This is a genomic window from Amycolatopsis sp. WAC 04197, from assembly GCF_003947475.1.
Lineage (GTDB): Bacteria > Actinomycetota > Actinomycetes > Mycobacteriales > Pseudonocardiaceae > Amycolatopsis > Amycolatopsis japonica.
The window spans coordinates 1-15,659 of sequence record NZ_QHJK01000019.1; the positions used below are offsets into that span (position 1 = coordinate 1).

Annotated in this window: 15 protein-coding genes; 8 read left to right on the plus strand and 7 right to left on the minus strand. The window is 70.1% G+C overall.

Features of this window, described 5'->3' with window-relative positions; genetic code table 11:
- Positions 1 to 181: 181 nt before the first annotated feature.
- Positions 182 to 580, minus strand: coding sequence for a DUF5313 domain-containing protein (locus DMC64_RS42105; protein ID WP_125738170.1), 399 nt, complete (start codon positions 578 to 580; stop codon positions 182 to 184).
- Between the two features lie 104 nt (positions 581 to 684).
- Here DMC64_RS42105 and DMC64_RS42110 point away from each other — a divergent pair, with 104 nt between their 5' ends.
- Both DMC64_RS42110 and DMC64_RS42115 read left to right on the plus strand, forming a co-directional pair.
- Positions 685 to 1,128, plus strand: coding sequence for a MarR family winged helix-turn-helix transcriptional regulator (locus DMC64_RS42110; protein ID WP_125738215.1), 444 nt, complete (start codon positions 685 to 687; stop codon positions 1,126 to 1,128).
- Positions 1,129 to 1,228: 100 nt separating this feature from the next.
- Positions 1,229 to 1,660, plus strand: coding sequence for a DUF6292 family protein (locus tag DMC64_RS42115; protein ID WP_125738171.1), 432 nt, complete (start codon positions 1,229 to 1,231; stop codon positions 1,658 to 1,660).
- On the opposite strand, the gene DMC64_RS42120 is transcribed toward DMC64_RS42115, so the two are convergent.
- Together DMC64_RS42120 and DMC64_RS43130 are read right to left on the minus strand one after the other, a co-directional pair.
- A complete protein-coding gene (locus tag DMC64_RS42120) occupies positions 1,661 to 2,170 on the minus strand; it encodes a YceI family protein (protein ID WP_125738172.1) in 510 nt (169 codons plus the stop codon). It lies immediately after the preceding gene.
- The gene (locus DMC64_RS43130; RefSeq protein ID WP_199755269.1) at positions 2,167 to 2,763 is read right to left on the minus strand and encodes a hypothetical protein; all 597 of its coding nucleotides are present in this window, start codon (positions 2,761 to 2,763) and stop codon (positions 2,167 to 2,169) included. Before DMC64_RS43130 ends, DMC64_RS42120 begins: the two co-directional genes overlap by 4 nt.
- 112 nt (positions 2,764 to 2,875) lie before the next feature.
- Here DMC64_RS43130 and DMC64_RS42130 point away from each other — a divergent pair, with 112 nt between their 5' ends.
- Positions 2,876 to 5,587 (plus strand): AAA family ATPase, encoded by a 2,712-nt coding sequence (locus tag DMC64_RS42130; protein WP_125738173.1) that lies wholly within the window; start codon positions 2,876 to 2,878, stop codon positions 5,585 to 5,587.
- Here DMC64_RS42130 and DMC64_RS42135 read toward each other — a convergent pair.
- A complete protein-coding gene (locus DMC64_RS42135) occupies positions 5,577 to 6,323 on the minus strand; it encodes a thioesterase II family protein (protein ID WP_199755270.1) in 747 nt (248 codons plus the stop codon). The two genes, DMC64_RS42130 and DMC64_RS42135, sit on opposite strands and share 11 nt — an antisense overlap.
- A 138-nt stretch (positions 6,324 to 6,461) precedes the next feature.
- On the opposite strand from DMC64_RS42135, the gene DMC64_RS42140 reads away from it, so the two are divergent.
- Entirely contained in the window at positions 6,462 to 7,352 is an 891-nt protein-coding gene (locus DMC64_RS42140; RefSeq protein WP_125738174.1) for a TIGR03854 family LLM class F420-dependent oxidoreductase, read from the plus strand.
- A 333-nt stretch (positions 7,353 to 7,685) separates the two neighbouring features.
- Here DMC64_RS42140 and DMC64_RS42145 read toward each other — a convergent pair whose 3' ends face one another.
- Positions 7,686 to 9,206, minus strand: a complete 1,521-nt coding sequence (locus DMC64_RS42145) for an MDR family MFS transporter (protein ID WP_125738175.1) — start codon at positions 9,204 to 9,206, stop codon at positions 7,686 to 7,688.
- A gap of 111 nt (positions 9,207 to 9,317) precedes the next feature.
- Here DMC64_RS42145 and DMC64_RS42150 point away from each other — a divergent pair, with 111 nt between their 5' ends.
- The 3 genes from DMC64_RS42150 to ligD are packed head-to-tail and all read left to right on the plus strand — an operon-like array spanning position 9,318 to position 12,592.
- On the plus strand, positions 9,318 to 10,469 hold the full coding sequence (locus DMC64_RS42150; RefSeq protein WP_125738176.1) for a DUF1015 family protein: 1,152 nt from the start codon (positions 9,318 to 9,320) through the stop codon (positions 10,467 to 10,469).
- Between the two features lie 39 nt (positions 10,470 to 10,508).
- Positions 10,509 to 11,588 (plus strand): ATP-dependent DNA ligase, encoded by a 1,080-nt coding sequence (locus DMC64_RS42155; RefSeq protein WP_199755271.1) that lies wholly within the window; start codon positions 10,509 to 10,511, stop codon positions 11,586 to 11,588.
- Complete coding sequence (gene ligD / locus DMC64_RS42160; protein WP_125738177.1) at positions 11,585 to 12,592, plus strand: non-homologous end-joining DNA ligase; 1,008 nt, start codon at positions 11,585 to 11,587, stop codon at positions 12,590 to 12,592. Before DMC64_RS42155 ends, ligD begins: the two co-directional genes overlap by 4 nt.
- A 57-nt stretch (positions 12,593 to 12,649) precedes the next feature.
- On the opposite strand, the gene DMC64_RS42165 is transcribed toward ligD, so the two are convergent.
- Positions 12,650 to 12,916, minus strand: a complete 267-nt coding sequence (locus DMC64_RS42165) for a hypothetical protein (RefSeq protein WP_125738178.1) — start codon at positions 12,914 to 12,916, stop codon at positions 12,650 to 12,652.
- Positions 12,917 to 13,028: 112 nt separating this feature from the next.
- Complete coding sequence (locus DMC64_RS42170) at positions 13,029 to 14,045, minus strand: GTP-binding protein (RefSeq protein ID WP_037344184.1); 1,017 nt, start codon at positions 14,043 to 14,045, stop codon at positions 13,029 to 13,031.
- Between the two features lie 379 nt (positions 14,046 to 14,424).
- On the opposite strand from DMC64_RS42170, the gene DMC64_RS42175 reads away from it, so the two are divergent.
- Positions 14,425 to 15,633, plus strand: coding sequence for a nitric oxide synthase oxygenase (locus DMC64_RS42175; RefSeq protein ID WP_199755272.1), 1,209 nt, complete (start codon positions 14,425 to 14,427; stop codon positions 15,631 to 15,633).
- Positions 15,634 to 15,659: the final 26 nt, after the last annotated feature.

Here is a 15,659-nt window from a genome sequence, read left to right on the forward strand (position 1 = left end):
CCAAGGCCTCCCCAAACGACACATCATCCGCTGCCTCAAACGCTACACAGCACGCGAAATCCACCGAGCACTCATCACAGACCTCACCCACACCCCTTGACATCAATAGGAGCATCTTTCGCGACGTCTGATGTCCCGAAAGTGGCTTTCGCGACATCTTCGGCAGCGGGCCCGAGAGGCGTCAGGAGTTCGGCTGGTCCCGGTACCGCGCGAGGTACCGCTCGGTCACCTCGGCTTCCGCGACCGCGGCGGCCTCCGCGCGCGTCTGGCGCCCGATGCCCGCCGGGAAGCCGTTCTTGGCGAGCCGGTGCTCGATGCTCTCCTCCATGTAGGCCATCGAGTAGAAGTACGCCACGAGCGCGGCCATCAGCACGATCGCCAGCCGCAGGGTGAGCGGGCCGGGCAGGAGCAGCCACACCGCGCAGAGCGGGGCGATCATCACCGTGCTGCGGGCGACGTGCCGCCAGCGCCAGCTTCCGGTGGTCGCGTCGTGGAGGATCCAGTCGTGGTAACGCTCGGGCAGCCTGCCGCCGAGTGAGTACCACAGCCACCGGAACACGTCCGGGCGCTTGCGGGGCATCGGGCGACTCCTTCCTTCGATACCATCACAGTACACTAATCATTAGTACGCTAAATGTTAGCGTCACCGCTAGGATCGGCGGCATGAACTCGGAGGGGCCGGAGATGAAGGCGATCGATCTGGGCGAGGATCCGCTCGCGCTGGAGCGTCAGGTGTGTTTCGCGCTGTCGGTCGCGTCGCGCAGCGTCATCGCCATCTACCGGCCGCTGCTGGAACCCCATGGGCTCACCCATCCGCAGTACCTCGTCATGCTGGCGCTCTGGGAACGGGGCCCGCAGGCGGTCAAGGACCTGAGCATCGCCCTGCGCGCCGAACCCGCGACGCTGTCACCGCTGCTCAAGCGGCTGGAGACGATCGGTTACGTCACTCGCCGGCGCAGCGCCGAGGACGAGCGGCTGCTGACGGTCGAGCTGACGGAATCCGGTCGCGCGTTGCGCGCGGAGGCGGAGAAGATCCCGTATCGCGTCGTGGAGAAACTCGGAATGGAGGTCTCCGAGCTGGAGGCGCTGCACAAGGCGCTCACCCGCGTCATCGAAGCCACGGCTTGAGCGAACCGAAACCGGGGTGTGACGAAATGAGGGTGTGAAGCCGCTCCGGGGTGGGTAATTCCCGTCACGCCAGCACAAAGTGACAGGAAGATGAGGGACCGTGACCACCTCGACCCCCGCGCCCACGGAAGCAGGTCTGGAGCTCATGACCAGGCTGAACGCCTACTTGGAGGACGTGGCCGCGGCACTGGGGATACAGCGGGATTCGGGCACGGTCGACCTCACCGGTCCGGTCACCGCCCAGCTGAGGCTCAACTGGCGCCTTCCCGGCTTCCCCGAGCGCGACGTCGACCTGATGTGGCACGAGGAGCACGGCTGGTCGGCCGCCGTGGCGACGCATGCGGACGACGATCACCACGTCGTCGTCGCCTACCTCGGCGGCCGCACGGTGGCGTCGCATCCGCGACTGGTCGCCAGGTTCGCCGAGACCCTGCGGACCGGCGACCACCAGGACTGCTGGCCCGGCCCGCCGGCGTTGCGCACCGCCGCCGGACCTTCGTCGCTCGCCAAGGAGCTCGCCGCCTGGGCCTGATCACCCAGGTGGGGCGAGGACCACGTCGAGCGCGATCGTGATCTCCCGGCCGATCAGGAATCTCGGCGCGCGGAGACCGATCGCCCGCCGGTCGAAGACGGCACCGGCGAGCACTCGCCAGGTGCCGTCGCCGTTGTCCACCGGCCCGGTCGCGGTCACCGTGAGGGGACAGGACTCGCCGCGCGCGCCCAGGGTGCCCTCGACCGTCCATCCGCCCGGGCTCTCGTCGACTCGGTCCGCCGCGAAGGTCAGCACAGGCTGCGCGTCGATCGCCAGCAGTCCGGGTTTACGCAGGTCGGCGTCGCGTTTGGCGTTGCCGGTCTCGATCTTGTCGAGGTCCAGAGCCGCTTCGACGACGACGCCGTCGGCGGAAACCCGCACCGAGCCCAGGCTGACCGGGATCGAGCCGTGGACCACGCGGAACCCGAAGTTCCGGACGGTGAACGTGGCCGAGGTCCGGTCGGCGAGCACGGTCCATGTGCCGACCCGCGCGGACGTCCCGGCGGTCATCGCGGCTCACCCACCAGGCCGAGCGAGGGCAGGGACGTGTGGAGCACGCGGTGGACGTCCACCCGGTCCGGGCCCGGCAGCAGCGCGGGATCCTCGCCAGGCAGCAACTCCGTCGCCATGATCGTCTTCTGGACCGCCTCCATCGCCTCGATCGACGCGGTGAAGCCGAGAACAAGACTGGAGCGGTCTTCGGCGGTCAGGACGTAGAAGCCGCCGACCCCGTCGAGTCCCCGCACGGCGGGCCGGATCCGCTCGCGCCCGCCGAACTCGGCGGCGTCGGCCTGTGCCTGCGTGAGCGGCCGGTCGAACCAGGTCGCCTGCGCGATCCTGGGCTCGGCCGCGCCGCCTTCGACGTCGGCGACCGCGTAGACACGGGCGTCGAAGACGTGGGCGATACGCCGGTCGGCCGCGGCGAGCGCGGACCCGCGGTCGCGCCACAACGCGACGACGAGCCCGGTCAGGCCGCCGACCTGGGCGAGGGTGCAGGTGCCCGGCGACCCGGTGCCGGGATGGAGTTCGGCGGCGAGGGCGTGGCCCCAGCCCGCGGACTCGTCGGCGTGCGAACGCCGGAACTGGTGGACGGTGGCGTACATGGGCTTTCCTTTCCCGTCGGACGTGCCGACTCTGCCCTCCCGGCGGTCGCCGGACATCAGTGCCAGTACGCAGGGCGGTACGGAATCGGGCCCGGAGAGCGATACTCCTTGCGTGAACCGGGAACCGTTCGTGGGCCGGGAGGGCGAACTGGCGAGCCTGCGCGGCAGACTCGCCGACGCCGCCGCGGGCTCCGGCGGGCTCGTGCTCGTCTCCGGTCCACCCGGGATCGGCAAGACCCGGCTGGTCGAAGAGGCGACGTCCAGCGCGTCCACCGTCGTCTGGGGCCGGTGCGCCGACGATCCGGGTGCGCCGCCGCTGTGGCCGTGGCGCCGCGTCGTCGAGGCGCTGCCGTCGGTCGATTCGGCCGTGAAGACCGCTTTCGCCGAGACGGAGGGCGCCGGCGACGTCCAGGCGGCGCGGTTCCGGCTGGTGGCCGCCGCGGCGGACGCGCTGGTGGCCGCGGCGGAACCGGCGGGCCTGGTGGTCGTCCTCGAAGACCTGCACTGGGCCGATGAGGCGTCGTTACGGCTGTTGCGCCACCTGGCGGGGGAGTTGCGGCGCTCGAAGCTGGCCGTGGTCGCGACGCACCGGGACACCGGGCACACTCCCGCGCTGGACGCGGCCCTGCCCGATCTCCTCCGCCGTCCTGGCGCGCGGAGCATCTCGCTGCCGCCCTTGGCCGAGTCCGAAGCGCGGGCGCTGCTCACCGGGCTGACGGAAGAGGACGTACGCGAGGCCTATCGCCGCTCCGGTGGGAATCCGCTCTACCTCGGCGCGATCGCGCGTTCGGCCGGCGGAGCGGAACTCGGCCACCTCGTGCGGACCGCGGTGGCCGCCCTCGCGCCGGAAGTACGGCGGCTGCTCGCCATCGCGGCGGTGCTCGGTGAGGACGTCGACGCCGCCTTGCTCTCGGAGGTGTCCGGCCTGTCGGCAGGCGAGGTCGCCGACGGGCTCGATCAGGCCGAAAAGGCCGGGGTGCTGCGTTCCGGCCGGTTCGCCCACGCCGTCGTGCGTGATGGGATCTACGCGGATCTCCGCCAGGCCGAACGGGAAACGTCGCACGGTCGCGCCGCGGCCGCGCTCGAAGGACACGCTCGGCGTGAACCCTCGCTCGCCGGGACGGTCGCCGGGCATTGGCTGCGTTCGGCGACCGCGCCGGAGAAGACGGCGGAGTGGGCGGCGCTGGCGGCCGCGGAAGCGAACCGGGCGCTGGCCTTCGACGAAGCGGTGCGTTTCCTCGCGATGGCGCTCGACGCCCGCGCGAAGGCCGGACTGTCCGAAGTGGACCGCGCCGGGCTGCTGCTCGACCTCGCCGTCGCCGAATACCGGACGGGCCGGTTCGCGCGAAGTCTCGACCATGCCCGGCTCGCCGCCGACGCCGGGCTGATCGCCCGCGCGGCGCTGGTGGTGCGCGACGTCGCGGCGCCGGATCTCTTGCCGGGTATTCGCGACCTCGCCGTCCGCGCGCTCGCGGTCGAACGGCTCGACCGGACGACGCGGGCACGCCTGCTGGCGCACAGCGCCTCGGTGGAAGCCGACTACGGCCGGTTCGCCGATGCGGAAAAGCTCGCCGACGAAGCCTTCGCACTCGCCGACGAATCCGGCGATCCCGAGGCGCTGGTCGACGCCGTCCGCGCCCGGATGAAGGTCGCTCCGGACAAGCTGCCACTGTCCGAACGGCTGCGGCTCGGCGCGCTGGCCGCCGAACTGGGCTCGCGTACCCGGCAGCCGCTGGTTTCCTTGTGGGGCCACAAATGGCGGATCGACGCGGCCTTGGCGGACGGGCGGATGGCGCTCGTCGACGACGAACTCGTCGCGGTGACCACGCTGGCACGGCTGACGAGGCTGCCCCTGGTCCGCTGGCACGACCTGCGGCTGCGCAGTTCGGTGCTGGCGTTGCGCGGAGATCTGGCCGAGGCACGCGAACTCGATCTCGCGGCGGAGGAACTGGCCGACACCGAACTCGCGGACGACTTCTCCGCGAAAGGGATGTCCTACGCGTTCCGCACCCAGCTCGTGCTGCTCACCGGTGACCCCGGGGATCTGCGGAAGGACTACGCGGATTTGCTGGACCGCGCGCCGCATCTGCCGGTCACCTTGGTCTCGCGGCCGTTGCTGAGCCTGCTCGCGGGCGACCTCGACGAGGCGAGGGTCCGGTACGAACAGCTGGTCCCGCTGGTGCGGAGCCCGGAGTTCGCGCTGCACGCCACCGGCGCGCTGCCCAATCTCGTGCCGCTGGTCGAGGCCTTTCGAGACGCCGAGATGGCGGAATACCTGTTGCGGCGCCTCGAAGAGGTGCGGCCGACCGTGTCCGGTGGCGCGGGTGTGTTCTGCACCGGATCGAGCCTGGAGCACCCCGCCCGGCTCAACGCCTTGCTGGGCCGCCACGACGAGGCGGCGCGGCTGTTCGAGCAGGCCATCGCGATCAACGAAGGCATCGGCGCTCGGCCAGGCGTCGCGCACGCGCGGTTGCTGCTCGCCGAAGTCCTCGTCGCGAGGGGCGATTTCGTTCGTGCGCAAGGGATCGCGCGCGAGGCCCTCGACGAGTTCCGGCGGCTGGCGATGCCTGGACCGCTCGCGCGGGCCGCGGCGCTGCTCGACCGCGTCCGCGCCGAACGCCGTGCCGCGGACCCGCTCACCGGGCGGGAACGCGAGATCGTCGCCCTGCTCGCCGACGCGCTGAGCAACCGTCGGATCGCCGAGAAACTGGTGCTTTCCGAACGTACGGTGGAAAGCCACGTCCGGAGCATCCTGGCGAAACTGGGCCTGGCGAACCGGACCGAGGTCGTCGCGTGGGCGAGCAGGGAAGGCCTCAGCGACTGACGGTCAGCTTGCCGAGGATGCGCGCGGCGACGGCGTCCAGGTTGTCGTCGAGGAAGAAATGCCCACCTGGGAACACTTCCAGCTCGAAGGAGCCGCTGGTGTGCCCGGCCCAGTTCTCGGTGTCCGGCACCTCCAGGACCGGGTCCGCGTCGCCCGCGAGCGCCACGATCGGGCAGCTCACGTCGGGACCGGGCCGGTACCGATAGGTCTCGACGGCCTTGTAATCGCCGCGCAGCGCGGGCAACGCGAGCGCGCGGATGTCCGGGTCGTCGAAGATCGTGGGGTCCGTGCCGCCGAGACGGCTGACCTCCTGAAGGAAGGTGTCGTCGTCGGCGAGGTGGAGTGCCTTCTCCTTGTGTACATCCGGGCCGCGGCGGGCCGAGACGAACAACGCCGCCGGCACGATGCCGCGTGCTTCGAGCCGCCGCGCGACCTCGAACGCGGCGATGGCGCCCATGCTGTGGCCGAAGAGGGCGAAGGGTTTCGGGAACGCGGCGACGACGTCCACCAGCTGCTCGGCGAGGACGTGCAGATCGTCGATGACCGGCTCGCCCATCCGGTCCTGCCGCCCCGGGTACTGCGCGGTGTGCACCTCGACGGTGGGTGAGAGGGCGGCCGAAAACGAGCGGTACGCGCTGGCGGACCCACCGGCGTGCGGGAAGGCGATGAGCCGCATCCCGGCCGACGGCGCCGGATGGAAGCAGCGCGTCCAACTGCTCAGAACCTGTCCTGCCATCGAAAATCCCCCAATCCGCGCGGGAACGACCCGCACGACACTGGAATGTACGGGGGAGTCGCGGAATGAGTCCATGCTTGTGCGGGGTTGTTCACGCTGGGAAGACTGGACACCGGGGCTCGGCGGATGGGAGCGGATGTGGCGGAGGACCTGAAGATCAGGGTCGGTGCGGGGCTGGGGACCGGGACGGCGCCCGAGGAGTTCGGCGCCGCGGTCGATCTGCTGGAGCGGGAGGGTGTCGACTCGCTCTGGCTGCCCGAGGCGGTGTACTCGCCCAGGATCGATCCGGTCGTCGGGCTGACGCACGCGCTCGCCCGCACCACGAAACTGAAGGTCGGCACCGGGGTGATGGTGCTGCCCGGTCGCGATCCGGTGCTGGTCGCCAAACAGCTCGCCTCCCTCGCCGCGCTCGCGCCGAAAAGGGTCCTTCCGGTCTTCGGCCTGAAACCCGCGCGCGACGCGGAACTGCCTTTGTTCCCGGTGCCGGAAGGCCGCCGTGCCGCCGTGTTCGACGAGTCGTTGCGGCTGATCAGGGCCTTGCTGGAACAGGAGGAAGTGACCTTCGAGGGCGAGTTCTTCCGCGTCGAAGGCAAGGGGCTCGGTCTCACCCCGCTCAAACGGCTCGACCTCTGGCTCGGCGGGAAGGCGCCCGGCGCGCTGCGGCGGGTCGGCAGGCTCGCGGACGGCTGGCTGGCCAGTTTCCTCACGCCGGAGGAGGCGCGGGCCGGCCGCGAGGCGATCCAGGAGGCCGCCGCCGAGGCGGACCGGGAAGTCGAGGCCGACCACTTCGGGATCAGTCTCCTCGTCGCGGAGGACGGGATCCCGGACGCGCTCGCCGCTTCGGTCGCGGCGCGGTCCGGCGCGGACCCGGCCCGGCTGATCGCGGACGGCTGGAGCGCCGCCCGCGACCTGATCGCCGAGCACATCGACGCGGGGCTGAGCAAGTTCGTGCTGTACCCGGCCGGGCCGGAGCCGATCGAGCGGTTCGTGGAGAACTTCGTCGAGCACGCCGTCCCGCTGCAGAACTGACTGGGTCACCGTGGTCGCACCCCGGTCCGTGAAGGCCTCCTTTTGCTTGCCACTGGTGTGGGTCGAGTCTGAGGGGTTCGGGGCGTTGTTCGTCCTGGCTTCTCCGCGCTTGGAGTCGTTGATGAAGGATTTGGGACAGTGAACGTCCCAAATCCTTCATAGACAACGCTCGACCCGGTCTGGAACGGAGCGAACCCCGCTCACGCACAGGTCAGACGTAGATCAACGAATACCGGTCCGTGAAGGCCTCCTTGAGGGACCCAGAGTCCCTCAAGGAGGCCTTCACGCCATGCTGCAAGGGTGGTGTGGCGTGGCACCCACCGGACCGACGCCCTAGTCGAACTTCAGTTCTTCGGTCCGCCGCGGCATCAGCAGCAGCGCGCCGACGCTGAGCACGGCGACCACCAGCATCGCCAGGAAGACGTGGTGCGTGGCGTCCGCGAGGGCGCCCCGCACGAAGGTCGTCGTCGCGGTTTCCGGACCGTTGCCCTCCAGGACGACACTGGTCGCGTCGACGCCGGACGGCAGGCCGGTGACCCCGGCAGGCGGGTTGGCGAAGCGGTTCGCCAGGGTCGCGTTCGCGATCGCGCCGAAGATCGCCACGCCGACCGCGCTGCCGAGCGAGCGGCTGAACATGTTGGTCGCGGTGACGACGCCGCGGCGTTCCCAGCCGATGGTGGACTGCACGGCGATCAGCGTCGGGCTCGACGCCAGCCCCAGTCCCAGCCCGAGGACGAACGCGGCCGCGACCGCCAGCCAGATCGACGAACCCGCCGCGAGGAACACCGTCAGCGCCGCGCCCGCGATGACCGCTCCGCTGCCGATCAGCGCGGTGTCCCGGAATCCGATCCGCATGTAGATCCGGCCCGCCAGCGACGCCGAGATCGGCCAGCCGACGGTCAGCGCGGCCAGCGCGAATCCGGCGACGAGCGCGCCGGTGCCGAGGACGCCCTGCGAGAAGGTCGGCAGGTACGACGTCAGCCCCATTAGCAGCATGCCGACGACGACGGCGACCAGGTTGCCGCCGATCAGGGTCCGTTTGGTGAAGATCCACAGCGGCAGCACGGGCTCCTCGGCCTTGCGCTCCACGAACACGAACGCCACCAGCAGCACCGCCGCGGCCGCGAAGATCCCCAGGCTCGGCGCGGACGCCCAGCCCCAGGCGACCCCGCCCTCCAGCAGGCCGAGGATCAGCAGCGAACAGCCGAGGGTGAGCAGCGTGGCGCCGAGGTAGTCGATGCGGTGCGAGCGGCGTTCGACGCGCTCGCGGAAGTTCCGGAACAGCATCCACGCCGCCAGCGCGCCGAGCGGCAGGTTGATGAAGAAGATCCAGCGCCAGTCGAGGTACTCGGCGAACACGCCGCCCAGCGTCGGCCCGACCACCGACGAGATGGCCCACACGCTGGCGAGATAGCCCTGCACCCTGGCGCGTTCCTCGACGGTGTACATGTCGCCGACCATGGTCAGCGCGATCGGCTGGATGGCGCCCGCGCCGATGCCCTGCACCGCGCGGGCGGCGATCAGCACCGGCATGCTCCAGGCCGCGCCGCACAGCACCGAACCCAGCAGGAACGCCGCGATCCCGAAGAACATCACCGGACGCCTGCCGAGCACGTCGGCGAACTTGCCGTACAGCGGGACGGTGACCGCCTGGGTCAGCAGATAGATCGAGAACAGCCACGGGAACTGCGAGAACCCGCCCAGATCGGCGACCACCGAGGGCACCGCCGTGGCGATGATGGTCGAGTCCAGCGCGATCAGGCCGGAACACAGCATCACGGCGATGAGGACGGGGCCGCGTTCGGACCGGAAACCGACCCCTTCCTTCGCGGTGACCGGGGCCGGGGTGGTCATCTGTGACGGTCTCCTCAGGCTCATGAACGACGTCAACTACTTCGCATGGGTAAGCATTCCACGGAGACACCCGGTCATGGGACCGATTTTTTCCGTGAGCTATCCCGCAAAATGGATCGGATGAGCACCTGGATCCGCCCGATCGACCGTGGCTGGGTAGTCCGCGACACCGTCCCGGGGCCCGACGTCGACGAGTTCGCCGACCCGGACCGGGTGGCCGCCGCGCTCGCCGGGGCCCGCGGCGACAGCCTGCTGGCGGTCCAGCATCCGGCGAGGACCCCGGCCGCGCTGGCGGGCGGGCTTGCGATCGAGGCCGCGTTGCCGCAGGCCAGGGCGACGTTCGAACGGATCCGGGAGCGGCACTATCGCCCGGTCTCCGCCGTGGTCGCGCCGTATCGCATCGACGGGCCGGACGGCGTCGCGCTGGGCGTGCTCTGCCTGGTCGACCCCGCCGCGGTCCGCGACGACGGCGTGACCCGGGTCCGGCACACCGAGGACGTCTATCCGGACGTCGTCGCGGAACGGGCCGCGATGCTCGCCGGACTCGGTGTCGCCACGAGCGCCGCGATGCTGGTCCCCGCGACCGGCGGCCGCGAGCTGACCGCGCTGATCGAACGGATCTGCCGCGGCCGGGTGCCCAGCCTGTCCACAGTGGACGGCGGGGGTCGTAAGCACGAACTGTGGCTCGCCGGCCCCGGCGAAGACCAGGACGAACTGCTGGCGACCCTGGACGGCCTGGATCTCCTGGTCGCGGACGGAAACCACCGCGTCGCGGCAGCTGCGGCTTCTGGGCGCGGGGCGTTGCTGGCGTTGGTCACGGGCGGGCCGGGGCTGCGGATCGGGCCCATCCACCGGGTGCTCGCCGGCACGGGTCTCGACGCGGACACCCTGGTCCGGCGCTGGACGGAGGCGGGGTACGACGTCCGCCCCGGTCCGGCGGATCCGCCGTCGGAGGCGGGCGAGGTGACCGTGGTGGCGGGGACGTCGGCGTTCCGGGTGTCGCTCGGCAAGGCGGGCGGCGACCACGCGGTGGTCGAGCAGGAGTTGCTCCGCGGGGCACTCGGCGTCGATCCGGAAGGGCCCCACGTGCGGCCGTTGCTGCCCGGCGTTCCGGTGCCCGAGGACGCGGACGCGGTGCTGCTGCTGGCCCCGGTCCCGTACGCGGAGGTGCTCGCCGTGCACGCGGCCGGGGCGCGGATGCCGAGGAAGGCCACCTATTTCACGCCGAAACCCCGCAGCGGGCTCCTCCTGGCCGAGGTCTGACGTCGCGCTTTTGTCGGTGGCGCGGCTTAGGATCGCCTCGTGGAACTGCCCGTGATGCCGCCCGTCAAGCCGATGCTGGCCAAGGCCGTGCACGAACTGCCGCGCACGCCGGGGCTGCTGTACGAGCCGAAGTGGGACGGCTTCCGTTGCGTGGTCTTCCGCGACGGCGACGAGGTCGTGCTGGGCTCGCGCAACGACAGGCCGCTGACGAGGTACTTCCCCGAGCTGGTCGAGCTGCTCAAGGAAGCGCTGCCCGAGCGCTGCGTCGTCGACGGCGAGATCGTGCTGGTCACCGAGGGCGGGCTCGATTTCGAGGCGCTGCAGCTGCGTCTGCATCCGGCGGCGTCCCGGGTGAAGAAGCTGGCCGAGGAGACGCCGTCCAGTTTCGTCGTGTTCGACCTGCTCGCCCTGGACGACCGGGATCTCACGCCGGAACCGTTCGGGGAGCGGCGGAAGCTGCTCGAAAGTGTGGTCGACACGAAGTTCGCCCGGGTGCACCTCACCCCGCTGTCCGAGGATCCCGACGTCGCACAGGACTGGTTCACCCGCTTCGAGGGCGCGGGTTTCGACGGCGTGATGGCCAAACCCGCCGACGCGCCGTACGAGCAGGACAAGCGGGTGATGTGGAAGGTCAAGCACCAGCGCACCGCGGACTGCGTCGTCGCCGGATTCCGGTGGCACAAGGACGGTGCGGGGGTCGGGTCGCTGCTGCTCGGGCTCTACGACGAGGAAGGCGTCCTGAACCATGTGGGCGTGGCCAGCAGTTTCACCGCCGCGAGGCGGCGTGAGCTGGTGGACGAGCTCGCGCCGCTGCGGGAGAACGCGCTGGAGGACCATCCCTGGCGCGAGTGGGCCGAGGCCCACGAGGAGGCGGGCGGCCGGATGCCGGGCGCGGGCAGCCGGTGGGCGCCGAAGAAGGACCTGAGCTGGGAGCCGGTCCGCATCGAATGGGTCGCCGAGGTCCGCTACGAACACGTCGAAGGCACCAGGTTCCGGCACGGCGGGAGGCTCGTGCGCTTCCGTCCCGACCGCGACCCCGCCTCGTGCACGTACGCGCAGCTCGAAGAGGTCCCGCCCGCCGAGCTGGCCACCTTGTTCACCGAGCTGGGGGAAACATGAAGGCGGAGCCGGTCACGCTGGACCTCGACGGCGTCGAGTTCACGGTGTCCAATCCGGGCAAGGTCTATTTCCCGGAGCGCGGCGAGACCAAATTGGACCTCGTCGAGTACTACCGCGCGGTCTCGGTCCCGCTGCTGGCCCAGCTCGGCGACCGGCCCTTGCTGCTGGAGCGCTATCCCGACGGTGCCGGCGGGAAATCGTGGTTCCAGAAGCGGGTCCCGAAGAACGCGCCTGACTGGCTGACCACGACGGTGGTGTCCACTCCGAACGGGACCACTTCGGACGCGCTCGTGGCGAAGGACCTCGCGCACGTCATCTGGGCGGTGAACCAAGGTTGCCTCGGTTTCCACGTCTGGCCGAACCGGGCCGACGCGCCGGACATCAGTGATCAGCTGCGTATCGACCTCGACCCGTCGCCGGGGATCGGGTTCCCCGAGCTGCGGCACGGTGCCGTCCTCACGAAGGCGTTGCTCGAGGAGCTGGGCATCACGGCGCAGCTGAAGACCTCGGGCTCGCGCGGCCTCCATCTCTACGTGCCGCTGGAACCGAGGTGGGACGGCTACGAGGTCCGCGCGGCCGCCGTCGCGCTCGCCCGCGAACTCGAACGCCGCCACCCGGAGGAGATGACGGCGCAGTGGTGGAAGGAGGAACGCGGCTCCCGCGTGTTCGTCGACTTCAACCAGAACGCGCCGCACAAGACGGTGTTCGGCGCGTGGTGCGTGCGGCCGCGGGTCGGCGGGCAGGTGTCGACGCCGATCGGCTGGGACGAACTGGAGACCGTCGAGCCGGACAAGCTCACCCTGTCCACTGTGCCCGCCCGTCTCGCCGAACGCGGAGACCCTTGGGCGGCAACGGAACCGCAGTCGATCGAGCCGCTGCTCGAGATGTCCAAGAAGGACATGGCGAACGGGCTCATGGACGCGCCTTGGCCGCCCGTCTACCCGAAGATGCCGAACGAGCCGCCCCGGGTGGCGCCAAGCCGGGCGAAGAAAGAAGGCGTTTAGTCCTCTGAATGCGGTCCTTGCGCGCGCAACTATCGCATTCAGAGGACTAAACGCCGGTCAGAGTGGCAGGTCGAAAGCGAGTTGTGTGTTCACGGCGGGTTCGGCCTTGCGGCGGGACCGGTGGCCGGGCAGGGTCGCGGCGCAGCGTGGGCACGGGGCGACGTCGGTGGTGGTGAGGTCCACCGGCGTCCACAGGCGGGATTCCTTGTCCCCGCAGGCGGAACGCCGGTACCGGAGGTCTTCGGAGCGGGTCATCAGATGCGCGGCGGGGGAGTCCTCCGGCAGCGCGCCGACCAGGTACCAGCGTCCGGCGGTGTTCGTCATGGAACTGTCCTCCCGATACAGGTGGTCCAGCTCGAGATTCCTTCCGGAAAACAGTGTCAAGCAGACGCGCCGCGATTCCCGGTATTTCGGCCTTCGGCGTGTCAGACCTGATTCAGTCCTGAATGAACCGCAGCACGCGCAGCATGCCGCGTTCGTCGACGACCTCGGGATCGTCCGCGACACAGGCTTCGAGGCGCGCGGTGACGGCCTCGGTGTCGATCCCCGAACCGATGAGCACCAGCTCGCTCCGGCGCGGCAGGCCGGACGGCCACGCCGACCGCTCCAGCTGGATGAACGAGCCCACCGTGTGCAGGCCGAACCGGGACCGCGTGCCGTTCGGGCCGAAGTCGAGGAAACCCTTGATCCGGTAGAGCCCGCCGGGGCGCTGTTCGAGGAAGTCCATCAGCCGTCGCGGGTCCAGCGGGCGCTCGGTCGTGAAGGCGACGCTGTCGTACGCGGTGTGGAAGTGGTGCTCGTGGTCGTGCTCCTCCTCGCGGAGGTCGTCGAACGACATCTGGCCCACCCGTTCGCGCGGCCGGGCGTCGAAGAACAGGGTGGGGTCGATCCGGCCGTGGGAGGTCGCGATCACCGGCGTGCCGGGCGCGATCTCGTCGATCGTGCCGCGCAGTTTGGCCAAGGTCTCCTCGTCGGCCCGGTCGGTCTTGTTGAGCACGACCAGGTCGGCGAACCCGAGGTGCTCGTCCAGTTCCGGGTGCCGCTTCCGGGTCGACTCGAACTCGGCGGCGTCGACGAGTTCGACCAGACCGCCATAGGCGATGACGGGGTTCTCGCTGGCGATCATCAGGCGGATGAGGTCACGCGGTTCGGCGAGTCCGCTGGCTTCGATCACGATGACGTCGATCCCCGCCTCGGCCTCGGACAGCTTCGCGAGCATGGCGTCGAGGCCGCTCGCGTCGACGGCGCAGCACAGGCAGCCGTTGCCGAACGACATCATGGTGTCGACCTGGCCGGAGACGGCCATCGCGTCGACCGCGATGCTGCCGAAATCGTTGACCACGACCCCGATCCGCGCACCCTGCCGGTTGGCCAGCAGGTGGTTGAGCAGGGTGGTCTTGCCGGAGCCGAGGAAGCCCGCGACCAGGATGACCGGAATCCGCCTGTCGACCACGATTTTCCTTTCTCCTCGGAGCTCCCCGCACTCTAGCGACGGCGGAACGGAGGCAATACACCGGCAGGGGGAAAGAGTAGAAGAGTCAGGGGTCGAATACGCTCGAAAGAGTGATAAATGACGATCATAAAGTGATCTTGGTGCGCGTGTGATCGTTTTGCCCGTAGCGAATTCGGTGAATATCCCTCGAAGTCTTACTTAATTCCAAATATTGTCGTCGGCAAGCTTTCCACCTGCTGAAATGTCATCGCGGACGAAGCTTCTGCCATTTGGTGGATCGTGGCCGCCTTACCGTGGGGTATCGTCTTTCGTCTGGTCCGGACCCGGCCAGCTCGCCGATCAGGCATGAGCCTCCGGGCATTTTCCGAGTGCAGGAGGAATGGTGATCGTTCCCGCCGCCGGTGCCGGCGTCGAATTCGGAGAGTGGGAGGCCGAGGTGGCGACGGCGTCCATGCGGGTGACGGATATCCCTCGCTTGCCTCCGGAGGTACGGCCGCGGGAACGGAGCGTGGACGTGGCGGAGGCCGAAGACTTCCTCCGGCTCTTCCACGCCGAAACGGACGGCGGGCAGGCGCGGCTGCACGCACGGCTCGACAGGGTCCGCGCCGAGATCGACGCGACCGGCACCTACCGGCACACGACCGCCGAGCTCGAATTCGGCGCGCGCGTGGCCTGGCGGAACTCCGCCCGGTGCATCGGCAGGCTGTACTGGCAGGGGCTGAAGGTGCGAGACCGCCGCGACGTCGAGGGCGCCTCCGCCATCGCCGACGAGTGCGTCACCCATTTGCGAGAAGCGACCCGGGGCGGCCGGATCCGCTCGACCATCACCGTGTTCGCGCCGGACGGCCCGGCGGGGCCCGGTCCGAAGATCCACAACGATCAGCTCGTCCGGTACGCGGGCTACCGGCTCGGCGACGGCTCGGTGCTGGGCGATCCGCGCCACGCCGACTTCACCGAGACCGTCCGGGAGCACGGCTGGCGGCCGCCCGAACGGAAGGGCTCCTTCGACGTCCTCCCGCTCCTCATCGAGACCGAGCCGGGGGAGCGGAGCCTGTTCCGGCTGCCGCCGGACGCGGTGCTGGAGGTCCCGTTGTCGCATCCCGACCACCGGTGGTTCGCCGGGCTCGGCCTGCGCTGGCACGCGGTCCCGGCGATCAGCAACATGCGGCTGGTCATCGGCGGGCTCACCTATCCCGCGGCGCCGTTCAACGGCTGGTACCTCGCCACCGAGGTCGGCGCGCGCAACCTCGCCGACGCCGACCGCTACGACCTGCTGCCGGTGATCGCGGATCTGATGGGCCTGTCGACGAAGTCGGAGCGCACCCTGTGGCGCGACCGGGCGCTGGTCGAACTGACGCTGGCCGTCCAGCACTCCTTCGACGCGGCGGGCGTGACCGTCGCCGACCACCACACGGAATCGCGGCGGTTCCTCACGCATATCGCCAAGGAGGAACGCGCGGGACGCCGCTGCCAGGCCGAGTGGAGCTGGATCGTCCCCCCGCTGTCCGGCGGGCAGACCGCGGTGTTCCACCGCTACTACGACGAACCCGATCCGGCCGCGAGGCCGGCGTTCCTGCCTCCCGGGTAGCGCTCCGACGGGTGAAGAGGTGAGCC